This window comes from Novosphingobium terrae, from assembly GCF_017163935.1.
GTDB classification, from domain to species: domain Bacteria; phylum Pseudomonadota; class Alphaproteobacteria; order Sphingomonadales; family Sphingomonadaceae; genus Novosphingobium; species Novosphingobium terrae.
In genome coordinates this window covers 3,851,416-3,876,821 of sequence record NZ_JABVZR010000001.1, presented here as the reverse complement: position 1 = coordinate 3,876,821, position 25,406 = coordinate 3,851,416, and the positions used below count along the sequence as shown (strand labels likewise).

Sequence of the window (25,406 nt, the reverse complement as noted above, 5' to 3'; positions counted from 1 at the left end):
GCGCTTGAGAAAAAACCTTTGATCTATTGTATTTGCGGTCATTCTTACTCGACTGTATCGAGGCGGGACACGATGGTGCCTGCTTGTTCTTCCCTGTTTAGGCGCCTTGAGTGGCATCCTCTCGCTCCGTCTTGCGGAGTCGCTCTGTTCTAACAGTTTGCTGGCGGCTTGTTCAGTAGCGTTTTTTGAACCGTATGGGATCAGGCCTGCCAGTCAGGCCTAATTCTCCCGCACCACGCGCAGGAAGGCCTCGCCATAGGCTTCCAGCTTGCGCGCGCCCACGCCATTGACCTGCCCCAACTCATCGAGCGACTGGGGCCGGGCCACAGCGATCTCGCGCAGCGTGGCGTCATGGAAGATGACATAGGGGGGCACATTGCCCTCCTTGGCCAGATCGCGGCGCAAGGCGCGCAGGGCTTCGAACAGCGGATCGTTGACAGGATTGGCGCTGTTGCCGGACCGCTCACGGCGCTTGCCCTTTTCACGCGGTGGCGGGCGGGTGATCAGCACGGCGGCCTCGCCGCGCAGGATGTCGCGGGCGTCTCCCGCAAGGCGAAGACCGCCATGCTCGGTGGTGTCGAGGCTGCCTCGGGCTTGGAGCGCGCGGGCCAGCGGGCGCAGCAGTTGCGCTTCCTCGGCATCGACGATGTTGAAGACGGTCAGCTCATCATGCCTGCGGGCGCGGACCTTTTCGTCCTCTACCCCGGTCAGCACATTGGCGATATGGCCCAGGCCAAAGCTCTGCCCGGTGCGGTAGATGGCCGAGAGCAGCTTGCGCGCCAGATCGGTGGCGTCGATCACATCGGGCGCCTGCAGGCAGTTGTCGCAATTGCCGCAACTGGCAGGCGGCTGCTCACCGAAATGGCGGCGCAGCAGGGCGCGGCGGCAGGCGGCGGTTTCCACCAGCGCGGCCATGGAGTTCAGGCGGGCGAGTTCGCCGGGGCGGCGCTCTTCCTCGACTTCGGACAGCCGCTGGCGGGCCTTGGCGAAATCCTCCGCGCCCCACAGCATCAGGGCGTGGGCCGGGTCGCCATCGCGGCCCGCACGGCCGGTTTCCTGATAATAGGCCTCGATCGACTTGGGCAGGCCCGCATGCGCCACAAAGCGCACGTCCGGCTTGTCGATCCCCATGCCGAAAGCGATGGTGGCCACCATCACCATGTCTTCCGAGGCCACGAAAGCGGCCTGATTGGCGGCGCGTGTTTCGGGCGGCAGGCCCGCGTGATAGGGCAGCACCGCGCGCCCGGTGGCCTCCAGCGCCTCGGCCATGCGCTCCACCCCGGCGCGGGTCTGGGCGTAGACAATGCCCGAGCCCGGCGTGTCGGCAATCAGCCGCTTGATCTGCGCCAGGGGATTGTCCCGCGCGGCGATGGTGTAGCGGATGTTCGGCCGGTCAAACCCCGCGACGATCATGCCGTCATTGGCGATGCCGAGCTGATCGAGGATATCGTGGCGGGTGTGCTCGTCGGCAGTCGCCGTCAGCGCCAGCCTCGGCACGCCGGGAAAGGCGTCCATCATCGGGCGCAGCAGGCGGTAATCCGGGCGGAAATCGTGGCCCCATTGCGATACGCAATGCGCCTCATCGATGGCGAACAGGCTGATATGCGCCTGTTCCAGAAGGTCGCGGAAATGACTCTGGCTGGCGCGTTCCGGAGCGACATAGAGCAGGTCGAGGTTGCCATCGAGCAACTGCGCGACCGTCTGCCCCCGGTCCATATCCGCGCTGGTCAGGCTGGCGGCGCGGATGCCATTGGCCCGGGCCGAGCGGAGCTGGTCATGCATCAGCGCGATCAGGGGGCTGACCACGACGCAGGTGCCCGGCAGCATGGTGGCTGGCAGCTGATATGTCAGCGATTTACCCGCGCCCGTGGGCATGATGGCCAGCGTGGAGTGGCCCGCCAGAATGCGTTCGACCACCTGTTGCTGCACGCCTCTGAAGCCGGTGAAGCCGAAGGTTTTATGCAGCGCTTCGATGGGGTCGAGGAGGGTTTCAGAAGTGGTCACGGTTTCGAGTATGGCAGAATCAGAAGGGAAAAAGAAGATGCGAGGGGGGTACCCCCTCGCGCTCCCAGAACGTCTTCCGACGAAAAGGTAGTGGTGCCCGATGGTGGCGCCTTGGCTCTCCACCTGCTCGACCTAAGGCGCCGCAGGCAGTTTTCCATGGGGCAGACGCTGTGCTGGCAATTTGGAAGCCTGCGGCGCGGCGATATTGCTCTGTGGCTGAACCCGTGGCGCGCCGTAGACATTCATGGGAGCGCGAGGGTGTAACACCCTCGCACTTCTCTTTTCCGTTCTTAATCCAGATTTGGGCGCAGCCACCGCGTCGCGGTGTCCAGATCAACCCCCCGACGCTCGGCGTAATCTTCCAACTGATCCGTCCCGATCGTTGCCACGCCGAAATATTGCGCTTCCGGGTGAGCGAAATAGAAACCGCTGACAGCCGAAGTCGGCAGCATGGCCTGCGATTCCGTCAGGGTGATCCCTGCGTTTTCGGTGGCATCCAGCAGATCGAACAGGATCGGCTTGAGCGAATGATCCGGGCAGGCGGGATAGCCGGGCGCCGGGCGGATGCCGCGATACTGCTCGCGGATCAGGGCTTCGTTGGTGAGTTGCTCGTCGGGTGCGTAACCCCACAGGGTGGTGCGGGTGTGGAGGTGCAGACGCTCGGCGAAGGCTTCGGCGAAACGGTCGGCGAGGGCCTTGAGCAGGATGTCGTTGTAATCGTCGTGGGCGGCCTTGAAGCGCTCCAGATGGGGCTCGATGCCGTGGATGCCGACGGCGAAACCGCCCAGCCAGTCGCCTGCGGGGTCGATAAAGTCCGCGAGGCAGAAGTTGGCGCGGCCGCGCGATTTGGCGAATTGCTGGCGCAGCATGGGCAGCACGGTGCCATCCTGCAACACGATGTCATCCTCATCGCGCACGGCGGGCCAGAAACCGGCGACGGCGCGAGCGGTGAGCCACTTGTCCTCGATGATCTGCTTCAGCATCGCCTGCGCGTCAGCGAAGAGGTTGCGGGCGCTTTCGCCCACCACCGCATCGTCGAGGATCGCGGGATAGACGCCCGCCAGTTCCCACGCCCGGAAGAAGGGCGTCCAGTCGATGTATTCGGCCAGATCGGCCAGATCCCAGTCGTCGAAACGGTGGATGCCGGGCTGCAGCGGGGCTGCGGGCTTCTGCGCGAAATCGGGCGCATAGGCGTTGGCGCGGGCCTCTTCCAGCGGGACCAGCTTCGATTTGCCCCGGCCCGCGCGGGCGATGCGGGTGGCTTCGTATTCGGCGGCGGTGGCCTCGATAAAGCCGTCGGCCTGCGTGTCGGAGAGCAGCTGGCTGGCGACGCCCACGGCGCGGCTGGCGTCCAGCACATGGATCACCGGGCCGTCATAGGCCGGGTCGATGCGCAGCGCCGTGTGGACTTTCGAGGTCGTCGCGCCGCCGATCAGCAGGGGCATGGTCATCCCTGCGCGCTGCATTTCCTCGGCCACCGTCACCATTTCGTCCAGCGAGGGCGTGATCAGGCCTGACAGGCCGATCATATCCACCTGCTCCTTCTGGGCGAGGTCGAGGATGGTCGCCCAGGGCACCATCACGCCCATGTCCAGCACTTCATAGCCGTTGCACTGAAGCACCACGCCCACGATGTTCTTGCCGATATCGTGAACGTCGCCCTTCACGGTGGCCATGATGATGCGGCCCTTGGCCTTGGCGCCTTCTTCCTTCTCCGCCTCGATAAAGGGGATGAGGTGGGCCACGGCCTTCTTCATCACGCGGGCCGATTTCACCACCTGAGGCAGGAACATCTGGCCCGAGCCGAACAGGTCGCCCACGGTGTTCATACCGCCCATCAGCGGGCCTTCGATCACCTCGATGGGGCGCCCGCCGCGCGCGGCGATGGCGGCGCGGGCTTCCTCGGTGTCATCAACGATATAGGCGTCGATGCCCTTCACCAGCGCATGTTCGAGGCGCTTCACCACATCATAGCTACGCCATTCCTCGGCGGCCTTTTCCGCCGCCTTGTCCGTGCCCTTGAAGGTCTCGGCGATGGCGATCAGCTTTTCGGTGTTGGTTTCCTCACCGACCTGCGGGCGGTTGAGGATCACATCCTCGCAGGCATCGCGCAGCTTGCGGTCGATCTGGTCGTAGATGTCCAGCTGGCCTGCGTTGACGATGGCCATATCCATGCCAGCGGGGATCGCGTGATAGAGGAACACGGAGTGCATCGCGCGGCGCACCGGCTCATTGCCGCGGAAGGAGAACGACAGGTTCGAGAGGCCGCCGCTGATATGCACATGCGGGCAGGTCGCGGTGATCTCGCGGGTGGCCTCGATAAAGTCCACGCCGTAATTGTCATGCTCCTCGATGCCGGTGGCGACAGCGAAGACGTTGGGATCGAAGATGATATCCTCGGGCGGGAAGCCGATGCCGGTCAGCAGCTTGTAGGCGCGCTGGCAAATCTCGATCTTGCGCGCCTTGGTGTCGGCCTGACCCTTTTCGTCAAAGGCCATGACGACCACGGCAGCGCCGTAATCCATGCAGAGGCGGGCGTGATGCAGGAAGGCCTCCTCGCCCTCTTTCATGCTGATCGAATTGACGATCGGCTTGCCCGAGACGCATTTCAGACCGGCCTCGATCACCTCCCATTTGGAGCTGTCGATCATCACCGGCACGCGGGCGATGTCCGGCTCCGCCGCGATCAGCTTGAGGAAGGTGGTCATCGCCTCGACAGCGTCGAGCAGGCCCTCGTCCATATTGACGTCGATCACCTGCGCGCCGGCATCCACCTGATTGCGGGCGACCTCGATGGCCTTGTTGTAATCGCCGTTGAGGATCAGCTTCTTGAAAGCCGCCGAGCCGGTGACATTGGTACGCTCGCCGACATTGACGAAACGGCTGGAAGATTGCGTGGTCATGTGGGTCACTCGGCCATGGTGAAGGGTTCAAGGCCCGCAAGGCGGGTGACATGCGAAAGGGTGGGCGCATGGCGCGGCGACAGGCCGGTAACAGCCCGTGCCATCGCGCCGATATGCGCGGGCGTGGAGCCGCAGCAGCCGCCGAGCACATTGACCTGACCCGCATCGGCCCATTCTTTCACAAGGCCAGCGGTGGTCTCGGGCATTTCGTCATAGGCGCCCAGCTCGTTGGGCAGACCGGCGTTGGGGTAGATCATGATCAGCGTGTCGGAGATTTCGCTCAGCAGCTTCACATGCGGACGCAGCTGCGTGGCGCCGAACGAGCAATTCAGCCCGATGGTCAGCGGCTTGGCGTGGCGCACGGCGTGCCAGAAGGCCTCCGCAGTGTGACCCGAGAGATTGCGGCCCGACAGGTCGGTCAGCGTCATGGAGAGCATGATCGGCACCTCGCGGCCCAGCTCCTGCTCCAGCTTTTTGACCGCCATGATCCCGGCCTTGGCGTTGAGCGTGTCGAACACCGTCTCGATCAGGATGAAGTCCGCGCCGCCCTCGACCAGCGCGCGGGCCTGCTCCAGATAGACATCAACCATCGTGTCCCAATCGACCTCGCGATAGCCCGGATCGTTCACATCGGGCGAGAGCGAGAGCGTCTTGTTCGTCGGCCCGATGGCGCCGGCCACAAAGCGCGGGCGGCCATCCTTGGCCTGATACTCATCGGCCATGCGGCGGGCGAGCTGGGCGCTGGCGACATTGATCTCGCGCACCAGATGCTCGGCGCCGTAATCGGCCTGAGAGATGCGGTTGGCCGAGAAGGTGTTGGTTTCGGCAATATCGGCCCCGGCCTCGAAATAGGCGCGGTGGATCGATTCCGGCACCTCGGGCTTGGTGAGCGCGAGGATGTCGTTGTTGCCCTTCTGGTCGTGGGAGAGGCCCAGCGAGCCCGCGTAATCGGCCTCGCTCAGCTTGAAGTTCTGGATTTCCGTGCCGAAGGCGCCGTCGGTGATCAGCAGGCGCTGGGCGGCCTGCTCAAGGAAGGCCTTGCGGGCTGCGGAGGGGGTGATGGTCATGCGGCGATCTCCGAAACCTTGGGGCGCAGGCCCAGCAGATGGCTGATGGCATAGGACAATTCGGCGCGATTCAGCGTGTAGAAGTGGAAATCGCGCACCCCGCCAGCATAGAGGCGGCGGCAGAACTCGGCGGCCAGAGTGGCGGCCACCAGCTGGCGCGAGCCGGGATGCTTGTCGAGCCCTTCGAACAGGCCTTCCATCCATGCCGGTATCGCCGCGCCACAGGCGGCGGCGAACTTGCGGGCCTGCGCGAAGTTGGTCACCGGCAGAATACCCGGCAGCACCGGCGCATCGATGCCAGCGGCGGCCAGCGCATCGCGGAAACGGAAGAAGGTTTCCGGCTCGAAGAAGAACTGGCTGATGGCGCGGGTGGCCCCGGCATCCAGCTTGCGCTTCAGATTGTCGAGATCGGCGACCAGATCGAGCGAATCCGGATGGCGCTCGGGATAGGCGGCGACCGAGATTTCAAACGGCGCGATCTGCTTCAGGCCAGCCACCAACTCGGCGGCATTGGCATAGCCCTCGGGATGCGGGGTGAAGGGCACGCCCGGCTGGCCCATATCGCCGCGCAGCGCCACGATATGGCGCACGCCCGCCTGCCAATAGGCCTCCGCCACCTCGCGGATTTCGGCCTTGGTGGCGTCCACACAGGTGAGATGCGCGGCGGCGGGTAGCTTGGCCTCGCTGATGATGCGGGCCACCGTGTCATGGGTGCGGTCGCGGGTCGATCCGCCCGCGCCATAGGTCACCGAGACGAACTCGGGCGCCAGCGGGGCCAGCGTGGTCACCGTGTCCCACAGCTGGGTCATCATCGCATCGGTCTTGGGCGGGAAAAATTCGAAAGACACGCGAATATCGCCGGGCAGACCAGCGAAAAGCGGCGTATCCAAAGCGGTGCGAGCCTCGCGCAGCGCATCATAGGTGGCAATCATATCAAAGCCTTATGCAGCGGCGGCAGCGTCAGTCCGCTGCCCGGTCCAGATCTTGACGGTCAGCTGCCCGCCGGGCAGCGCGAGGGGGGCGGCAGGCTCGAAACCCGCGCCCGAGAAAAGCTCGGCCATCTGGCCATCGGTAAAACCCAGACGCGCATGGGCGTGAACGGAGCGCATCTCCTCCCGCTCATGCGCCGCGAGATCGACCACCGCGATGCGCCCACCGGGCCGCGTGACGCGCGCCGCCTGAGCCAGCACCACCTCTGGCGCCTGCGCGAAATGCAGCACCTGATGGAACAACACCGTGTCGAAGGCCGCCGGTTTGAAGGGCAGATCGGTGAAATCGCCCTGCACCAGCGTCACCTCCGCTGTGGGCAGATGCTGCAGGCGAGCCCGCGCAATCCGCAGCATCTCCGGGCTCTTGTCGAAGGCGGTGACATGGCTGGCATGGGGGCTGAACAGCTCTGCCATGCGGCCCGTGCCCGTGCCGACATCCAACATCGCGCCCAGATTGCCATTTTCGAGCAGAGCGCCTTCCAAAGCCGCCTCCACCGGAGCATCGTCCGAAAGCAGGCTGCGCAGCTCGTCCCACTGCACGGCGTTGCGCTCGAAATAGGCCGCCGCGCTGGTTTCGCGCGCGGCGCGGATTGCGGCCAGATGCCGCCGGTCCTCGCCACAACGCGCGGCGAAAGCGGCATCGTCATGCTCGGCGGCGGCCAGCAGGCGGGTGGTGGCCCCGCCCAGCGTTGGCGCGGCCAGATCCTTATCCTCGGCAATGGCGCTTTTCAGGAAGACCCAGCTGCCCTCCTTGCGCCTTTCCGCCAGCCCTGCATCGCAAAGGATTTTGACATGGCGCGACACGCGCGGCTGGCTTTGCGCCAGCACCTGTGCCAATTCGCCCACAGCCAGCTCCATCGCCGAAAGCAGGCGCATGATGCGCAGCCGGGTCGGGTCTGCCAGCGCGCGGAGGATGGGGTCGATCTGCATGGCGCCAATGGTCTCGTATGTGGGTCTCTGGGCCTCGTGTGAGAAGGCATATAAAGATATCTTTATATGATTGCAACGCCCTTTGCGGTTTGCCAAACGCGCTTCTAGAGTAACATCCAGACAGTGTTACCCCGAGGACCAGCATGACCCTTTCCCAAACCCCCGTTTTCCGCGCCGCTTTGGGAGCCGGTCTGGCACTGGCACTCGCCGCTTGCGGCCATGCCGACAAGGCCTCGGACGCCGCCTCCGCCGACAATGTGGAAATCCCTGCCGAGGAAGCGCTGAGCGGCCTGCCCGCAGGCGTGGGGCCGGTGGCGGATTCAGCTGATGCCGGGGCGCCGGTGCAGGCTCAGGCTCAGCCTCAAGTTCAGGCAGCCAGTTCAGGGGAATAAGAAGGAAGATGCGAGGGGGTTACCCCCTTCGCGCTCCCGGAACGTCTTCCGACGATAGGGCAAGGGCGCCGCATTGTTGCGCCCGATCTCTCCATCTGCGCGACCTCTGGCGCCGCAGGCTCTCAATCCGCTAGCACTGCGCGGGGAATGCTGCCTGCGGCGCGGCAAGCTGGGCGCAACGCTGAACCCGTGGCGCTGAGGCAGACATTAAAGGGAGCGCGAGGGCGATGGCCCTCGCATCTATCCCTTCAAACCTTCTTCAATCGAAGGAAACCTTCCCCCGCCCAGCCTTAACGGCCCCGCGAATCTTCTTCCCCTCCAGCCGAGCCGTTTTCCCGACCCGGTTCAACCGGCTCTTCACGCGCTTTTCGGGCAGCTTGAAGGCCTCACGGATCAGCTCTGCCAGCCTTTCACGAGCATCGGACCGATTGGATTCCTGAGTACGAAACCGGCGGGCGACCAAAAGAATCTCCCCCGCATCGGTCAACCGCGATCCGGCCAGTGCCTTCATCCGGTCAAAAACCAAAGGCGGCAGGCGCAGCGCATAGATGCTCACGCGCAACTGCACGGCGGTGGCCACCTTGTTCACGTTCTGCCCGCCCGGCCCGGTGGCGGTGATAAAGCTCTCGCTGACGGCGGCGAAGGCGCGGTTGATCGCGCCCTCGACCTGATCCGTCGTCACACCGCGAAGCCCAGCGAGAGGAAGTCGCCGGGCAGCGGGGCGTGGGCCTCGATGGGGTCCTTGCCGGGGCGCGGCACGGTCAGGCTGGCGGCGTGGAGCATGGTGCGCGCCGCCGTGGCGCCGCTGGAGAGACGCTCGCCATAGATGGGGTCGCCCAGCAGCGCGATGCCCAGCCCGTGCAGGGCGTGGACGCGAATCTGGTGGGTGCGGCCGGTTTCGGGGCGGAATTCCACGAGGGTTCCGGCCTCATTCTCGGCCAGCTTGCGCCAGCGGGTGAGGGCGGGCTTGCCCTTTTTCGCCGGGATCATGCGCCAGCCGGCCGCCGCGCTGGAAATCTTGGAGAGGGCCAGCTCGATGACGCCCTTGTCCTCCTCGATCTTGCCCGCGACGATGCCGAGATAGACCTTTTCCACCACGCGCTCCTCGAAGGCGGCGGAATAGCGCTTCAGGGCCTTGGGGTTGCGGGCCAGCAGCAGGCAGCCGGAGGTGTCGCGGTCCAGCCGGTGGACGGGGGCGGGGGCGCGGGCAAAGCCCAGGCGCAGCGAATCGAGGTGGTTTTCGAGGCTGACGCCGCCCGCGCGGGGCATGTCGAGCGGCAGGCCGGCGGGCTTGTCGATCACCAGCGCCTCGCCGTCTTCGAAGAGGATGGGGAGAGTCATTGGGATTCCAGTGCTTTGGCTATGCGCGCGATGGCGGTTTCAAGGGTGGCGTCATCGGCGGCGAAGGAGATGCGGAAGCCGTCCTGCCCGTCGAAGGCCGATGCGGAGACGACCGCCACGCCATGCTCCAGCAGGTGCATGGCCAGCGCATTGTCGTCGCCGAAGCGCGCCATATGGGGCGTGGCGTCCACCATGCAATAGAAAGCGCCATCGGGCACGGGGGTGGAGAGGCCGGGGATGGCGTTGATTGCGGCGACCACGGCGTCGCGCCGGGCGCGGAAGCGTTCGCGCCAGTCGAGCAGAAACTCTTGCGGCCCGGTGAAGGCGGCGACGGCGGCGGCCTGGCTGACCGAGCTGGCATTGCCGGTGATATGGCTCTGCAGGCGGGTCATGGCGCCGATCAGCCAGGCCGGGCCAGCGGCGACGCCGATGCGGAAGCCGGTCATGGCGTGGCTTTTGGAGACGCCCGAGATGGTGACGATGCGTTCCGCCAGATCGGGGGCGAGGGCGGCCAGCGTGGCATGCGCGCCCTCGCCGTAACGCAGCGGGGCGTAGATGTCGTCGCTCATCACCAGCACGCGCGGGTGGCGGCGCAGGACTTCGGCGAAGCTGAGCAGTTCCTGCGCGCTGTAGGTGGCGCCGGTGGGGTTGCCGGGGCTGTTGAGCAGCAGCCAGCGGGTTTTCGGCGTGATCGCCGCCTCCAGTTGGTCAGCGCTCATGCGGAAGCCGCTGGCAGGCGTGGTTGCGACTTTCACCACCTCGGCGCCGGAAAAGCGGACGATTTCGGGGTAGGAGACCCACCATGGCGCGGGCACCACCACCTCGTCGCCGGGGTTGAGCGTGGCTGTCAGGCACAGGAACACCGATTGCTTGCCCCCGGTGGAGACCAGTACCTGCGCGGGCGGCACGGTGATGCCCAGATCGCGCTGGAAGTGCAGCGCGGCGGCTTCGCGCAGCTTGGCGGTGCCAGCCACGGCGGTGTAGCGCGTTTCGCCGGCCAGCATGGCGGCGTTGGCGGCCTCGATCACATGGGGCGGCGTCGGGAAGTCTGGTTCGCCCACGGAAAGCGAGATGATGTCGGCCCCGGCGGCGCGCAGTTCGAAGGCGCGGTCGGTCATCGCATTGGTCTGCGAGGGCTGGATGCGGGCCAGAGCCGCTGAAATCGTCGTGTCGGTCATCATTCAATCCAGAAGCTGGGCGCGCATCAGTCCGCGCAGCCCATTGCCTATCAGGAAGCCTTCCGCAAGGTCGTCGGGGGTGAGATCGGCCTCGCGCGCCTTGCCTTCTTCGATCAGAGAACGGCGCAGCACGCCGCCCAGCAGCCCATGCGCGGTGGGTGGGGTGAGCAGCACACCATCGCGTTCGACAAAGACGTTGGTGAAGCAGCCTTCGGTGATGAGGTTGTCTTCACGGACAAAAATGGCCTCATGCGCCCCGACCTTGCGGGCGGCTTTCAGCCCGGCCTCATAGAACCAGCGGTCCGAGGTCTTGTGCGCCAGCCGCCAGTCTGAAGGATCGACGGGCAGGGGCAGCAGGATGCAGCTGACCGGGGCCTGAGCATCCAGAGGCGCGGGCAGAGGCGCCGCCTCCACCGTGGTCGCGCCGCTGCGGCTGAGCGTCAGGCGGATGCGCGAAGGCGTTTCCAGCTCGAAGCCCAGCGCGTGGATGGCGTTGCGGGCGGCATGGCGGTCGAACGAAAAGCCCAGCGCGGCGGCGCTGATCTTCAGCCGTTCCAGATGGAATTCGAGCAGCGCCATGCCCTCTTCGGGGGTAAAGCGCATGGTCTCGATCAGATCGATCTGCGCCGCGTGACCCGTTTCAGCATGGACCGGCTGATGCACGAAACCCCCTTTCACCAGACACTCCCGCCATTCCGGCCAGAGCGCGGAATCGGCCACCACCGCCGAACCCACCCCCAGCACCGCGCGACCATGGCGGGCCTTGGCGGACGGAGCGCTGTCCTCGCCCGTCAGCCGTAGCGTGCGGATTGCCACATTGAAGGCGGCGCGGCCAGTGTGTTCCTTGTTTTCAGGCGGATCGATATGGCCGATGGCGCCGCAATAGACGCCGCGCGGCGAGGGTTCGACGGCCTCGATCAGCTCCATGGCGCGGATTTTGGGCGCGCCGGTCACCGATCCGCAGGGGAAGAGGGCACGCAGCACATCGATGGGGCTGTGATCGGGCAGCAGTTGCGCCTCGATGGCCGAGACCATCTGGTGGACGCTGGGATAGCTCTCGATGGCGAAAGGTTCGGGCACCTTCACGCTGCCGGGCACGGCGATGCGCGAGAGATCGTTGCGCATCAGATCGAGGATCATCAGATTTTCCGCGCGATCCTTGGTGCTGGCCTGCAACTGCGCGCGCAGCGCCCGATCCTGATCGGGCGTTTGCCCACGAGGACGTGTGCCCTTCATCGGGCGGGCCGTCAGCAGGCCATTGTCGCAGGTGAAGAACAGTTCCGGCGAGTGGCTGAGCAGCCATGCATCACCATCGAAGATCAGCGCGCCATAGGCCCCGCCGCCGCGCCCGCGCAGCAGGGCGTAAAGCGCCAGAGGGTCGCCCTGCCACGGGCCGCTCAGCGGAAAGGTGTAATTGGCCTGATAGATATCGCCATCGGCAATGGCCTGCTTCAGCCGCGCAAAGCCCTGCGCATAGGCGCCGGGCGAGACGCCGGGCTTCAGCGGGCCGATGGTGCTGCGCTCGCCGCGCGCCTGTGCGGCCAGCCATGCGGGCACATCGGCTGCGGAAATCTCCTGCCAGCCCGCGAAAGCGCCGAACCACAACAGGAGGCCTTCCCCGCCGCCGCGCCTGTGCGTTTGCGCGGCAAGGCGGGGTTCCAGCGCCAGCCCGGCCTCATAGGCGGCGTAACCGGCCAGTGCGGCACCTTGCTGACGCAGCGTCTCCAGCCGGGCGAGGGCCGGCTCCACCTCATCTGCGCGGCGGGCGATCACCACCTCATAGGGGCTGGTATAGAGGCGCGCGGGTCCGGCGCCCTGCTGTCTGGCATCGTCGAGCAGGATAAAGGGCGTGGTGCGGTCAAAGGGCTGGATGGCAGGCATGGCGGGCGGCTTCTAGCGGCTTGGAAGCGCCCTGTCCAAAGCGCGATGGTGTCACCACAGATGGGGCGATTATTCACTCGCCATTGCGCGAGGTGGTAATTATGTTTCGCCGCTTTCGTGGTCGCGCGGCGAGGCTCCATCGCTTCGCCATTCCCGTTCCGGTTCCTTACAGGCGCATGATCCAGCGCCGGAAAGACGTGCTGCATGATGCCCCCCGCATTCAAGACGACCTTCAAGACCCTGCTGCTGGCCGGCACGCTGCTCACCGCCGCCCCGGCGCTGGCCCAGAGTGCGGCGCCAGCTGCCCCGGCTGCCGAAGCGCCCCCGGTTCCTGCGGGTCGCCTGCCCGATGCGGTGATTCCCTCGGCCTATCGGCTGGATCTGAAGGTCGATCCCACGCAGACGCGCTTTGGCGGCCATGTCGAGATCGATGCCGCCATCAAGGCGCCCGGGCGCTTCATCTACATCCATGGCAATGGGCTGGCCGTCAGCAAGGCCGCCGTCACCATCGCGGGCAAGACCTATCTGGCCGACTGGAAGCAGGTCGATCCCACCGGCGTGGTGTTGCTCACCTTTGCGCAGGCTTTGCCGGCCGGGAAGGCCACCTTCGCCTTCGATTACGACGCGCCCTTCCATGAAGGCCCCGACGGCATGTTCCGCGTGAAGGTGGGCGACGACTGGTACAGCTGGACCCAGTTCGAATCCACCGACGCCCGCGCCGCCTATCCCGCCTTCGATCAGCCCGGCTACAAGCAGCCCTTCACCGTCACCCTGCGCACGCCCAAGGGTCTGGTGGCCGTGACCAACGCGCCCGAGACCTCGGTGACTCAGGAGGGCGGGCTCGATGTCCATCATTTCGCGGCCACCGCGCCGCTGCCCACCTATCTGCTGGCGATGATGGTCGGCCCCTTCGCGGTGGCCAAGGGCGAAATCCCCGCCACGCCCCAGCGCGCCCAGCCGCTGCCGCTGCGCATTGTTTCCACCAAGGAGAATGCCGGGAAGCTGGATTTCGCGCTGGAGAACTCCAAGCAGATCGTCGCCCATCTGGAGAACTACTTCGGCCAGAGCTTCCCCTATCCCAAGCTGGACGAGATCAGCTCCCCCATCATGGGCGGCGCGATGGAGAATGCCGGGGCCGACCTCTATCAGGACCGCCTGCTGATCGTGCAGGACAAGGACAGCACCGAGCAGAAGCGCGAATTCGGCATGGTCGTTTCGCATGAGCTGGCGCATCAGTGGTTCGGCGATCTGGTCACCCCCGCCTGGTGGGACGACATCTGGCTGAACGAAAGCTTCGCCAACTGGATGGGCTATCGTATCGGCAATGAGTGGCGGCCGGACCTCAACATCGGCGCGGGCGCGCTGGAGGAAGGCTTTGCCGCCATGGACACCGACGCGCTGCTGGCCGGTCGCCCGATCCATCAGGCCATCGAGAAAAACGCCCAGATCGATGCCGCCTTTGACAGCATCACCTATGGCAAGGGCGGCCATGTGGTGGCGATGATCGCCGCCTTCATGGGCGACACCAAATTCCGCGACGGCGTGCGCGGCTATATGGCGGCGCATCGCTATGGCAATGCCACCAGCGCGCAGTTCTTCGCCGCCATGGCGCAGGCCAGCGGCGATCCGCGCATCCTGCCCGCGCTGCAGAGCTTCACCGACCAGCAGGGCGTGCCGCTGCTGACCTTCTCCGGCGCTGACGGGCGCTACAGCGTCACCCAGAGCCGCTATGCCCAGCTGGGCACGCAGGCCCCCGCGCAAACGTGGGGTGTGCCGCTTTGCATGCGCCGGGGCGATGCGCGCGCCTGCCAGCTGCTCGATACGGTCAGCGGTACGGTGCAGGTCGGCGGAAGCGGGGTGTTCATGCCCAACGCTGGCGGCACCGGCTATTACCGCTTCGAGCTGCCCAAGGCGGATTGGGACGCGCTGATCGCCAGCTCCGCCAGCCTGACCGGCGGCGAAGGCCTTGCCCTGTCCGATTCGCTGGCCGCCAGCTTCCAGGCCGGTCGCGCCAGCGCCGGCCAGCTGGCCGAGCTGGCCCGCGTGATGTCCACCAACCCCGACAGCTTTGCCGCCGATTCCGCCATGGACGGGCTGATCACGCTGCAGACCTCGGACATGCTGGATACCAAGGCGACGGTGGCCTACCGCCGCTTTGTCGGCCACATCCTTGCGCCGCAACTGGAGCGCCTCGGCTTCAACCCCGCGCTCGATGCCTATGCGGGCGAGAATGCCGAGCGCTCTCAGGCTCGCGTGCAGCTGGTGGGCCGCCTTGTCAGCGCCGCGCAGGACCCTGCCGTGATCGCCACGCTGACCAAGGCCGCTACCGCCTGGCTGGGCGGTGACAGCAAGGCGCTCGATCCGACCTGGTATCGTCTTGCCTTCGGCCTCTGGCTGACCGAGCAGGCCAAGGGCAAGGACGGCGGTGTCAGCGCCGCGAAGAATCTGTTCGAGCGCGCGCTCTCGACTCAGGAATCGCATCTGCGCCCGGCGCTGCTCAGCGCGCTGAGCCTGCCCGGCAAGCCCGCCATCGCCAATTGGGCGCTCAACGACGCCCACGATCAGCGCCTGCGCCCCACTGAGCGTATGAGCATGGTGCTGAACATCACCAGCAACCGCACCACCCGCGATCTTGGCTATGTCTGGGTGCGCGATCATAGCGATGAACTGCTGAAAGGCTCGGCGGGGATTTTCGTGGCTTCCCGCCTGCCTCAGGTGCTGGGCAACCAGTGCTCGGTGGAGGCCGCCGACGCCATGGCGAAGGACTTCCGCCCCAAGCTGGCAGGCCTGACCGGGCAGCTGGAGCTGGAGCGCAGCATCGAGCGTGTGCGCAGCTGCGGCGTGTTGAAGAACGCCCGCGCGAAGGAGGTTTCGAAAGAGATTTCCGAGTTGAAGTGAGAAGGATGAAGCAGGGGGCGGCGCTTTTAGTGCCGATTTCTCAAGAGAAATCGGTTGGCCCCCTGCACCCCCGTTACGTCTCCCGACGCACGGGTAGCGGCACCCGATTGGTGCGTCCGGCCTCTCCACCGGCGCAAGCAAAGGCGCCGCAGGCAGGCGATTTTATGATCGATAGGTTGCGCGGGCGATGTGAAAGCCTGCGGCGCGGCAAGCTGAGCGCAAGGCCGAACCCGAAGCGCAACGTAGACAATAAAGGGAGCGCGAGGGCGATGGCCCTCGCATCTTTCTCTTACTTCCTTGACTTAAGCCCCCAAGGGCAACCGCAACTCCGCCACCAGCCCGACGATCCCCCCATCCGGCCCCAGATGATTGGCCAGAGACAGCGTCCCCCCATGCTGATCGGCAATCGCGCGGGCCAGAGTCAGCCCCAGCCCCGCCCCGCCGGTATGCGTGTTGCGCGAGGGTTCACCGCGTGTGAAGGGCTCGAACATGCGTGCGATCTGGCTTTCCGGGATGCCGGGCCCCTGGTCGGCGATGCGGATGATGGCCCAATCGTCCTCGCGCGTCAGCGAGACATGGGCCACCGCGCCATAGCGCACGGCATTGCCGATCAGATTGTGCAGCGCGCGGCGCACCCAGACGGCGCGCAGGGGCAGGACGATGCGCATGGTATCGTCCAGCTCGACGGGCTCGCCCATATCCTCGTAATCCTCGACCACGGAGGCGACGAGGGCGGAGAGTTCGTTGGTCTCCAGCGGCTCGCTGGGGCGGCCGACGCGGGCGAGGCTGAGGATATCGTCGAGCGAGCGGGTGATTTCCTCGATGGTCTGGGCCATGCGCAGGCGCTCATTGTCATCGTCCACGCATTCGATGCGGACGCGCAGCGCGGCCAGCGGCGTTTTCAGATCATGGCCGATGGCGCCCAGCATCACGTCCTTTTCATTGATGAGGGCGATGATGCGGTCTTCCATGGCATTCTGCGCGGCGATCAGACGGCGGATGTCATGGGGGCCCTGCGGCACCACCTGGCTGGAGGCGACGCGGGTCTCGGCAAATTGCTCCACCTGGGCGGTCAGCGCGGCAAGAGGCCGGATGATGCGGCGCAGGATCACCGCCATGGTGCCCACCAGCACGAGGTAGATGAACAAGGTCTGCGCGATCAGCGTGAAGGGCAGCCACGGGTCTTCCGGCGAGATCACCACGCGCGACACCAGCCAGCCACCGCCCGGGCGCGGCACGGCGGCGATCAGCAGTCGGCTGGCCTCCAGCGGCGGGGGATGGGGCAGGTTGATGTGGCGGCGCATCAGCGCGGCGCGGCGCTCGATGCGCTGGAGCATCATCGGGTCTTTGGCCAGCGGGCGTTCGCAGACGATCAGCCCGGTGGGGTTGACGTCCTGCTCGGTCAGCATGGGGGAGAGGCGGCGGGCCATCTCCGGACGCGGGTGATCGAAGGGCTGAAGCGCGAAGTGGTCGACACTTTCGGTGCGCGGCCCGCGCGAGACATCCTCGGGCGGGGGGCCGTGATGGAAGTGGCGGAAGCGGCGCTCGCCTTCCAGCAGGGGCTTGTCCGGACCGGTGGGCTGGCTGGCGTTCTTGCCGGCATCCTTGTCAGCATCTTTGCCATCTGGCGCGCGCTCTTCCGGCGGGGGAGGGGGCGGCGCGAAATCGTCGTGAGAGGCCATCACCAGCTTGATCGCCAGAGCGTGGGTGACCTGTTCCTCGCGATATTCGTGCTGCGCGCGATAGAGCAGCGCGGCGCCGATCCCCTGCGCCAGCAGCAGCGCCAGCGCCAGCGCGCCCATCACCTGAGCGCGCAGCGAATGCGGCCACAGCATGGTGAAGGTGCGGGCGATCAGGCCGGGGCGGGGAGGGGGTGTTTCACTGTCGGTCATGCGGGGGACGTCATGCCGGGCCCGAGGGCACCCGGCGCACATCGGCGGCCAGCATATAGCCGCCGCCCCAGACCGTCTGGATCACCTGCGGATTGCGGCTGTCCACCTCGATCTTGCGGCGCAGGCGGCTGACCTGATTGTCCACCGCGCGGTCGAAGAGATGCGCCTCGCGGCCCTGCACCATATCGAGCAGGCGATCGCGGTCCAGCACCTGACGCGGATGTTCGAGGAAGGCCATCAGCAAGCGGAATTCCACCGAGGAGATCGCCACGATGGCGCCCTCGGGATCGATCAGCCGGCGCTTGAGCGGATCGAGCCGCCATGCATCGAAGAGGAAATCCTCATTCTGCGTGGGGTCCACCCCGCCGCGCGCGGAGCGGCGCAACACGCTGCGGATGCGGGCAACCAGCTCACGCGGCTCGAAAGGTTTGACGACATAGTCGTCCGCGCCGATCTCCAGCCCGACGATGCGGTCGGTCGCCTCGGATTTGGCGGTGAGGAAAATGGTGGGAATGGCCCGCGATTCCGTCAGGTGACGGCACAGCGAAAGGCCGTCCTCGCCGGGCATCATGATGTCGAGCAGAACCAGATCGGGCACCGCCTCACGCATGATCGCACGGGCTTCCGCGGCGCTGGCGGCCTGGCTGACGGTGAAGCCCTGACGCTCCAGATAGGAGGCGAGCGGCTCACGCAGCCCCGGCTCATCATCGACAAGCAAGATGCGTTGGAGCGCTGAGTCCTGAGGCATGCCGGTGGTCATCGCGGTCTGGTTCACTGTTCTGTCTTCGTCAGGCATGGTCATGCACCTGTCAGGCGGGCCTCTGTCAAGGCCCGCCTGCTCGGGTTCCGTTCAGGTGAGGGGCGCGGGCGGCGGCGCGTCGCTGCCTTCAGGGCCGCGATCCGGTCCGCCATGCGGGGGCGGCGGACCATCACCGCCCGGGCCCCCATCATGTGGACCGTGGCCTTCGGGGCCGCCCCAGCGGTGGTGGAAGCGCTCGCCATGGCCGTGATGGCTGGCGCGCAGCTCTTCCTCGGTGACCTTGCCGTCGTGGTTGGTGTCGGCCTCATCGAAGCGCTTGAGTTCGGCGGCGATGAAGGCGTCCTTGGTCACCGAGCCGGTGTGGTTGGGATCGGCCTCATGCAGCAGCTGGAACACGATGGGCGACATGAAACCATGCGGGCCCATACCTTCGTGAGGACCATGATGCGGGCCTTCGCCGGGGCCGCCATGCGGACCGGGGTGGCCATCAGGACCGGGCTTGCCATCCGCGCCGGGGGGCGGCGGGGGCGGGGCGCCATCGGGGCCCTTGCCTTCAGGGCCCATTCCCTCGGGACCATGCGGCTGCTCATGCGCGGCGATGAATTCGGCCTTGGTCACCGAGCCATCGTGATCGGCGTCGAGCCGGTCGAACTCGCGGCCCAGACGGTCCTCGTAACGGGCCTTCATATCGGCCTCGTTGAAGACGCCGTCCTTGTTGAAGTCCAGATGGTCGAAGATTTCGGCGGCGTGAGCCTTGGCCTCTTCGCGGGTCAGCGCGGGAGGCTGATCGGGCGCGGTTTTCGTGGCGGCGGGCTTCGCCTTCTTCGTGGCGGCCGATGCCGGGACGGCGACCATTGCCCCCGTCAACATCGATCCCGTCAGCGCCAGCGCGATCATCCGCGAGCGCAGGGTGAATGGCTTCATCAGAGCGGTCCTTCTCAATGCCCCTATTGCGCAGGAAATCAGGTGAAAGCCGCGCGGCCCGAAGATCCCGTAAGGAGGGGGGATGGAGACCGACAGGTCCGCGTGACTTTCGAATGTTTCTCTAGGCCCTGACTGTCGCGCGTTTATGCCGGAGAACAGGGTTTTTGTCGCCAATTGTCGCTTGGGATTGGTGGTGTGAAATAAGCCGGAAAAGAAGATGCGAGGGGGTTACCCCCTCGCGCTCCCATAACGTCTTCCGACGATCGGGCAGTGGCGCCGAAATGGAGCGCCCCGCCTCTCCACCTGCGCGAGGCAGTGCGCCGCAGGCAGGTCATCCTTGAGTGATAGGCTGCGCTGGCCATGTTCAAGCCTGCGGCGCAGCGACGCTGCTCTAGGGCCGAACCCGATGCGCCACGTAGACATTAAAGGGAGCGCGAGGGCGATGGCCCTCGCATTTATCACTTTTCCCTCTTCATCCCTTGAGTCCCCATGCCCACGGTGATGAACAGCATACTTGCCTGATCCGCGATATCCGCCGTATGCCAAACCCCTGCCGGATTGATCGCCCGCTCGCCCGCAGTCAGAGTGATGCGTGTTTCCATCCCGGCTGAATCGCGCTGGATCAAGGTGGCCTCACCGGCGATGCAGATCACCACCTCGGCGCCATGGGGATGCATTTCCCAGCCGTCCCAGTCCTGTGTGAAGTGGTGCAGGCTGACCAGCCGCCCCTGTGCGCCCTCGGCGCCGTGGGCGGCTTCATAGGCCTGATACCATTGCATGTCGCCGGTCATGAGGGGCAGGTCCAGCGCCGTGCCATCCGGGCCGAGGTGGACCGGGTGGGTTTCCAGCGGAAGGGCCTGCCCCGTCATGCGCTCAACCGAAGGTGAAGGCGTTGAGCTTGTTGCCTTCGCGGTCGCGGAAATAGGCGGCGTAGAAGCCGCCCTCACCGCGCGGGCCGGGCAGGCCCTCGCAGCTTCCGCCCTGCTCCAGCGCGATGGCGTGGAGGCGGTCAACCTGAGCGCGGTCCTTGGCTTCTAGTGCCACCATCACGCCATTGCCGATGGTGGCGGGGTTGCCGTCGAAGGGCTTGGTCAGGCCGATGCCAGCGCCGCCGCCGGGCGTGCCCCAGGCGATGTAGTTTTCATCCTCCATCATCCGGCCCACGCCCAGCTCCTTGGCCAAAGCATCGTAGAACGGCGCCGATCCGTGCAGATCATTGGTGCCCACCGTAACGTAACCGATCATGATCCTCTCCTCTCCGAACGACTCGCCTTACGTCGGAACAATAAGGGAACAAGGCCTGCGTCGCAAGCCTTACAGCGGCGCGCATTGCTCCTTCAGCCAAGCGAGCGCAGCGCCCTCAAGCTGGGGCGAAAGGATCTCCCACACGCGGGCGTGATAGGCGTTCCACCATGCGGTCTCCGGCCCATCCAGCAGCGTGGGCTCGACCAGTTCGCGGCCGATGGGCACGTGAGTCAGCGTTTCGAAGCCGAAATAGTCGCCCTCGGCGCCGGGGATGTCGCGCTGTTCCACCAGCACCAGATTCTCGATGCGGATGCCATAGGCGCCGGTCTTGTAATAGCCGGGCTCGTTGGAGAGGAACATGCCGGGCAGCAGCTCCTGACCCGTGCCCGCCTGACCACCCGCCGATTTGGCGATGCGCTGCGGCCCCTCATGCACGGCGAGGAAGCTGCCGACGCCGTGGCCGGTGCCATGGGCGTAATCGACGCCCGCCTGCCACAGATGCTGGCGTGCCAGCGTGTCGAGCTGGCTGCCCGCAGTACCACGTGGGAAGATGGCGCGGGCCAGAGCGATATGGCCTTTCAGCACGCGGGTGAAGCGGTCCTTTTCCTCCGCGCCGGCCTCACCGGGCCCGATCCAGACGGTGCGGGTGATGTCGGTGGTGCCATCGGGATACTGCCCGCCCGAATCGACCAGATAGACGCTGGAGGGGGACAGGGTGCGATTGGTTTCCTCGCTCACGCGATAGTGGACGATGGCGCCGTTCGGCCCCGCGCCGCTGATCGTGTCGAAGGAGAGATCGCGGAGGTCGCCGCAATCACGGCGGAACTGGTGCAGGGCTTCCGCCGCCGAGAGTTCAGTCACTTCGCCCTTGGGCCCTTCCACGGAAAGCCAGTGCATGAAGCGGGCGACGGCGCCGCCGTCGCGGGCCTGAGCGGCGCGCTGGCCAACCTGCTCGACCGGGTTCTTGATCGCCTTGGGCAGCACGCAGGGGTCGCGGCTTTCGGTGACCAGCGCTTCGGCCTGCTTCAGCGTGGCGAATATGGCGGAGACGGCGCGTTCCGGGTCCACCGCCACCTTCTTGCCCTTCAGCGCCGTCAGCGCATCGGTAAAGCCGTCGCGCGGTTGCAGGCGCACGGCATTGCCCAGATGGGCGGCGACTTCTGGCGTGACTTTTTCGGGCGCGATAAACCAGTCGGCCGTGCCATCGGCATGGGCGATCACGAAGGACAGGGCGACGGGGGTGCGCTCCACATCGCTGCCGCGGATGTTGAGCAGCCACGCCACCGAATCGAGCGCGCTGACCACTGCCGCATCCAGACCCTGCTCGGCCAGCCATTCGGCGATTTTGGCGCGCTTGGCCTCGCTGCTTTCACCCGCCAGCTCCAGCGGCTGGACGAAGGCCGGGGCGGGCGAGGGGGCGGGCTGGTCGTTCCACACGGCGTCGAGCGGGTTGCGCTCCACCGCTACCAGCTGCGCGCCCTTGGCGGCCAGCGCCTTGCGCGTGGCGGCAACCCAGGGCTGGGTATGCAGCCAGGGATCATAGGCGATGCGCGCGCCTTCACCCACCTGCTGCGCCAGCCAAGCCGCAGGGCTGGTGGCGGGGACGTTGTGATACTCATACAGGCGGCCATCGACCTGATCGCGCACCTGCAGCGTGTAGCGGCCATCGACGAAGATCGCGGCCTTCTCGCCCAGCACCACCGCGCTGCCTGCCGAGCCGCCAAAGCCCGTCAACCATTCCAGACGCTGGGCATAGGCGCCGACATATTCGCTCATATGCTCGTCGCAGATGGGGATGACGAAGCCGTCATAGCCGTCGCGGGCGAGCTGCGCGCGCAGCGCCGAGAGGCGGGCTTCATGGGGGTGCATCAGCATGGGGGCGTCCCTCCTTGAGGACAGTCCGGCTTATTCGGGCCGGGGAATGGGTCTTATGCACGCAAGCAAGCTTGCGGCGCGTTGCCGGGCACCATAAATGCAAGTGATGAGCAATTCCAGCCAGAGCGCGACCGCGCAACTCTCCGCCCCCGTTGCCGCCAAGAAGCCGGCCAGCATCACGCATCACGGCATCACCGTTACCGACGATTACGCCTGGCTGCGCGACGCCGGTTATCCGCAGGTGACCGACAAGGAGGTGCTGGCGCATCTGGAGGCCGAAAACGCCTGGTTCGAGGCGCGCATGGCCCCGCGCAAGGCGCTGGTGGACGATCTGTTCAAGGAAATGCGCGCCCGCATCAAGGAAGCCGACCGCTCGGTGCCTCAGAAGGATGGCGATTACCTCTACTGGATCGAGTTCGAGGAAGGCGCGGAATACAAGAAATGGTGGCGCAAGCCCGTGGCGGGCGGCGAGGATGAGCTGATCCTCGATGAGGTCGCTCTGGCGGCGGGGCATGACTATTTCCGCCTTGGCGCCCTGTCGGTTTCGAACGACGGCACCATGCTGGCCTGGAGCGTGGACGACAATGGTTCGGAGCGTTTCACCGCCCGCATCAAGGTGATCGCCACCGGTGAGGAGCTGCCCGATGTGATCGAGGGCACGCTGTCCTCGCTGGTTTGGGTCGCGGGGGACAAGGGGCTGGTCTATTCGCTGGCCAATGAGAACTGGCGCACCGACAATGCCCGCCTGCACTGGCTGGGCCAGCCGCTGGAGAGCGATGTCGAGCTGTTCCATGAGGATGACGAGGGCTTCCGCGTCGGCTCCTCGCTTTCGGCCAATGAGAAATGGCTGGTGATCGGCACCAGCGATCACGAAACCAGCGAAACCTATCTGATCCCCGCGCATGATCCTTTGGCCAAGCCCATGCTGGTGAAAGCCCGTCAGGAGGGCGTGGAATACGATGCCGATGAGCGCGACGGCGTGCTCTACATCCACGCCAACGACACGCATGAGAACTTCCGTATCGCCACTGCGCCTTTGGACAACCCCGGCGAGTGGACCACGCTGCTGGAAGGCACGGATGACCTCTATGTCACCGGCTTCGAACTCTACCGCGATTTCTTCGTGGTAGAGAGCCGGGTGCGCGGCCTCGATACCATCGAGCTGCGCTATTACGACGATCCCACCCGCATCGAACCCATCACCTTCCCCGAGGCCAGCTATGACGCGGGCCTGGCCGACAACCCCGAATGGGCGGTGGAAAAACTGCGCCTGACCTATGAGAGCATGGTTAGCCCCGCCACGGTCTACGACTACCATCTGGCGGACAAGTCGCTGGAAGTGCTGAAGGTGCAGCAGATTCCCAGCGGCTACGATGCCAGCCTCTACGAGACCCAGCGTCTGGAAATCCCGGCGCGCGATGGCACGCTGGTGCCCGTCAGCATCGTCTATCGCAAGGATCGCAAGGCCAGCGATCCGCTGCATCTCTATGGCTATGGCGCCTATGGCATGGCGATGAGCCCCGGCTTCTCCACCACGCGCCTGTCGCTGGTGGATCGCGGCTTTGCCTATGCCATCGCCCATATCCGCGGCGGCGACGATCTGGGCCGCGGCTGGTACAAAGCGGGCAAGCGCGAGCAGCGCACCAACACCTTCAACGATTTCGTCGATGTGGCGCGCGGCCTGATCGAGCAGGGCTTCACCACCCCGGGCCGCATCAGCATCAGTGGCGGCTCGGCCGGCGGCGAGCTGATGGGTGCGGTGATGAACGATGCGCCCGAGCTGTGGGGCGCCGTGGTGGCCCATGTGCCCTTCGTCGATGTGCTCAACACCATGCTGGACGAAACCCTGCCCCTGACGCCCGGCGAATGGCCCGAATGGGGCAACCCGATCGAGGACAAGGACGCCTTCGAGCTGATCCACAGCTATAGCCCCTACGATCAGGTCAAGGCGCAGGCCTATCCGCCGCTGCTGGTGACCGCTGGCCTGAACGACCCGCGCGTGACCTATTGGGAGCCCGCCAAATGGGTCGCCAAGCTGCGCGAGCTGAAGACCGACAGCAACGAGCTGCTGCTGAAAACCAACATGGGCGCGGGCCACGGCGGCAAATCGGGCCGCTTCCAGAGCCTGACCGAATCAGCGGAGGAATTCGCCTTCATCCTCTGGCAGCTGGGCATGGCGGCATAAGATGCAGCAGCGCCTGATCTTCCGGGGGGCGGTTGTGGTCAATTTGCTGGCGCTGGCCCTGTGGCTGGCCTGCTGGCTGGGCCACGCCAATCCCTTCCTGAAGGTGCTGATCGTCAGCTGGCCGCTGGTTCTGGCCTCGGTCGTGGCCTGTATCCTGACGGCCCGCACCCGCCGCAGCTGGTGGCCCCTGCTGGCGGTGGTCCCCGCGATCTGGGCTTACACCCCGTTGCTGGGGCTGGCACTGGCCATCGCGACCTCTGGAGGAGGCAAGGCTTGAGCAACCATTTCACCCAGACCTTCACCGCAGGGCCCGAGCATATCGATATCCTCGGCCATGTGAACAATGCGGTCTGGGTGCAATGGATGGAAGCCATCGCGGTGGCGCATTGGGAAAGCGACGCGCGGCCCGAGGATGTGGCCACCTATATCTGGGTCGTGACCCGCCACGAGATCGACTATCGCGGCAACATCCGCGAGGGCGAGAGCGTGGTGGCGCGGACCTTTATTCCTGATCCTCCGAAGGCGGCGCGGTTTGATCGTCGGGTGGATTTCTGCCGTTTGGGGGAGCACAAGCCCATCGTGTCTGCCCGCACGACATGGGCGATGATTGATCTCGCCAGCGGCAGGTTGTGCCGGATTCCGCCTGAGGTGGCTGAGCCTTTCAAGGGGTGGAAAGAGGATTAAGATGCGAGGGGGTTACCCCCTCGCGCTCCCATAACGTCTTCCGACGAGAGAGCAGGGGCGCCGCATCGGTGCGTCTAACCTCTCCACCTGCGCAAGCTATGGCGCCGCAGGCAGCTAAATTCATGATCGATAGGCCGTGCTGGCAATCTGAAAGCCTGCGGCGCTGCAAACTATGCGCAAGGCTGAACCCGAAGCGCCAAGGCAGACAGTAAAGGGAGCGCGAGGGCGATGGCCCTCGCATTTTCCCCTTCAAACCTT

General features: G+C 65.8%; 20 protein-coding genes. 5 read left to right on the top strand and 15 right to left on the bottom strand.

The features are described from left to right. Positions 1–219 precede the first annotated feature (219 nt). The 5 genes from recQ to HGK27_RS17260 all read right to left on the bottom strand — a co-directional run bounded on the left by recQ (position 220) and on the right by HGK27_RS17260 (position 7,893). Positions 220–2,004: a DNA helicase RecQ gene (gene recQ / locus HGK27_RS17280; protein ID WP_206242155.1), complete on the bottom strand. Its 1,785-nt coding sequence runs from the start codon at positions 2,002–2,004 to the stop codon at positions 220–222. A 290-nt stretch (positions 2,005–2,294) separates the two neighbouring features. Then, a complete protein-coding gene (gene metH, locus HGK27_RS17275) occupies positions 2,295–4,907 on the bottom strand; it encodes a methionine synthase (protein ID WP_206242153.1) in 2,613 nt (870 codons plus the stop codon). Positions 4,908–4,912: 5 nt separating this feature from the next. Then, complete coding sequence (locus tag HGK27_RS17270) at positions 4,913–5,974, bottom strand: homocysteine S-methyltransferase family protein (protein WP_206242152.1); 1,062 nt, start codon at positions 5,972–5,974, stop codon at positions 4,913–4,915. Beyond that, entirely contained in the window at positions 5,971–6,906 is a 936-nt protein-coding gene (metF, locus tag HGK27_RS17265) for a methylenetetrahydrofolate reductase [NAD(P)H] (RefSeq protein WP_206242150.1), read from the bottom strand. Before metF ends, HGK27_RS17270 begins: the two co-directional genes overlap by 4 nt. Positions 6,907–6,915: 9 nt before the next feature. Beyond that, a complete protein-coding gene (locus HGK27_RS17260) occupies positions 6,916–7,893 on the bottom strand; it encodes an ArsR/SmtB family transcription factor (RefSeq protein WP_206242148.1) in 978 nt (325 codons plus the stop codon). Between the two features lie 143 nt (positions 7,894–8,036). On the opposite strand from HGK27_RS17260, the gene HGK27_RS17255 reads away from it, so the two are divergent. Next, on the top strand, positions 8,037–8,285 hold the full coding sequence (locus tag HGK27_RS17255; RefSeq protein ID WP_206242146.1) for a hypothetical protein: 249 nt from the start codon (positions 8,037–8,039) through the stop codon (positions 8,283–8,285). Positions 8,286–8,544: 259 nt separating this feature from the next. Here HGK27_RS17255 and arfB read toward each other — a convergent pair whose 3' ends face one another. From arfB to pabB, 4 genes are read right to left on the bottom strand one after another with little or no spacing between them, the layout of a single operon-like run. Next, on the bottom strand, positions 8,545–8,967 hold the full coding sequence (arfB, locus tag HGK27_RS17250) for an alternative ribosome rescue aminoacyl-tRNA hydrolase ArfB (protein ID WP_206242144.1): 423 nt from the start codon (positions 8,965–8,967) through the stop codon (positions 8,545–8,547). Further along, positions 8,964–9,626: an RluA family pseudouridine synthase gene (locus HGK27_RS17245; RefSeq protein ID WP_206242142.1), complete on the bottom strand. Its 663-nt coding sequence runs from the start codon at positions 9,624–9,626 to the stop codon at positions 8,964–8,966. The genes arfB and HGK27_RS17245 overlap by 4 nt, the downstream gene beginning before the upstream one ends. Further along, on the bottom strand, positions 9,623–10,804 hold the full coding sequence (locus tag HGK27_RS17240; RefSeq protein ID WP_241127409.1) for a pyridoxal phosphate-dependent aminotransferase: 1,182 nt from the start codon (positions 10,802–10,804) through the stop codon (positions 9,623–9,625). The genes HGK27_RS17245 and HGK27_RS17240 overlap by 4 nt, the downstream gene beginning before the upstream one ends. A gap of 3 nt (positions 10,805–10,807) precedes the next feature. Beyond that, the gene (pabB, locus tag HGK27_RS17235) at positions 10,808–12,685 is read right to left on the bottom strand and encodes an aminodeoxychorismate synthase component I (protein ID WP_206242140.1); all 1,878 of its coding nucleotides are present in this window, start codon (positions 12,683–12,685) and stop codon (positions 10,808–10,810) included. A gap of 204 nt (positions 12,686–12,889) precedes the next feature. On the opposite strand from pabB, the gene HGK27_RS17230 reads away from it, so the two are divergent. After that, complete coding sequence (locus tag HGK27_RS17230) at positions 12,890–15,583, top strand: M1 family metallopeptidase (RefSeq protein WP_241127265.1); 2,694 nt, start codon at positions 12,890–12,892, stop codon at positions 15,581–15,583. Positions 15,584–15,885: 302 nt separating this feature from the next. On the opposite strand, the gene HGK27_RS17225 is transcribed toward HGK27_RS17230, so the two are convergent. The 6 genes from HGK27_RS17225 to HGK27_RS17200 form a co-directional block, all read right to left on the bottom strand. Then, on the bottom strand, positions 15,886–17,475 hold the full coding sequence (locus HGK27_RS17225; protein WP_241127264.1) for a sensor histidine kinase: 1,590 nt from the start codon (positions 17,473–17,475) through the stop codon (positions 15,886–15,888). A 10-nt stretch (positions 17,476–17,485) separates the two neighbouring features. Further along, positions 17,486–18,235, bottom strand: coding sequence for a response regulator (locus tag HGK27_RS17220; RefSeq protein WP_206243326.1), 750 nt, complete (start codon positions 18,233–18,235; stop codon positions 17,486–17,488). A 90-nt stretch (positions 18,236–18,325) separates the two neighbouring features. Continuing rightward, on the bottom strand, positions 18,326–19,159 hold the full coding sequence (locus tag HGK27_RS17215) for an EF-hand domain-containing protein (protein WP_206242138.1): 834 nt from the start codon (positions 19,157–19,159) through the stop codon (positions 18,326–18,328). A 458-nt stretch (positions 19,160–19,617) separates the two neighbouring features. Beyond that, the gene (locus HGK27_RS17210; RefSeq protein ID WP_206242136.1) at positions 19,618–20,028 is read right to left on the bottom strand and encodes a cupin domain-containing protein; all 411 of its coding nucleotides are present in this window, start codon (positions 20,026–20,028) and stop codon (positions 19,618–19,620) included. Positions 20,029–20,032: 4 nt separating this feature from the next. Then, complete coding sequence (locus HGK27_RS17205) at positions 20,033–20,404, bottom strand: VOC family protein (RefSeq protein ID WP_206242134.1); 372 nt, start codon at positions 20,402–20,404, stop codon at positions 20,033–20,035. Between the two features lie 69 nt (positions 20,405–20,473). Further along, on the bottom strand, positions 20,474–22,273 hold the full coding sequence (locus HGK27_RS17200; RefSeq protein WP_206243324.1) for an aminopeptidase P family protein: 1,800 nt from the start codon (positions 22,271–22,273) through the stop codon (positions 20,474–20,476). Between the two features lie 112 nt (positions 22,274–22,385). On the opposite strand from HGK27_RS17200, the gene HGK27_RS17195 reads away from it, so the two are divergent. The 3 genes from HGK27_RS17195 to HGK27_RS17185 are packed head-to-tail and all read left to right on the top strand — an operon-like array spanning position 22,386 to position 25,148. Continuing rightward, the gene (locus HGK27_RS17195; RefSeq protein WP_241127263.1) at positions 22,386–24,464 is read left to right on the top strand and encodes a S9 family peptidase; all 2,079 of its coding nucleotides are present in this window, start codon (positions 22,386–22,388) and stop codon (positions 24,462–24,464) included. A 1-nt stretch (position 24,465) separates the two neighbouring features. Next, positions 24,466–24,741 carry a hypothetical protein gene (locus HGK27_RS17190; RefSeq protein WP_206242130.1) on the top strand — a complete coding sequence of 92 codons (276 nt, stop codon included), beginning with the start codon at positions 24,466–24,468 and terminating at the stop codon, positions 24,739–24,741. Beyond that, complete coding sequence (locus HGK27_RS17185) at positions 24,738–25,148, top strand: acyl-CoA thioesterase (protein ID WP_206242128.1); 411 nt, start codon at positions 24,738–24,740, stop codon at positions 25,146–25,148. The genes HGK27_RS17190 and HGK27_RS17185 overlap by 4 nt, the downstream gene beginning before the upstream one ends. Positions 25,149–25,406: the final 258 nt, after the last annotated feature.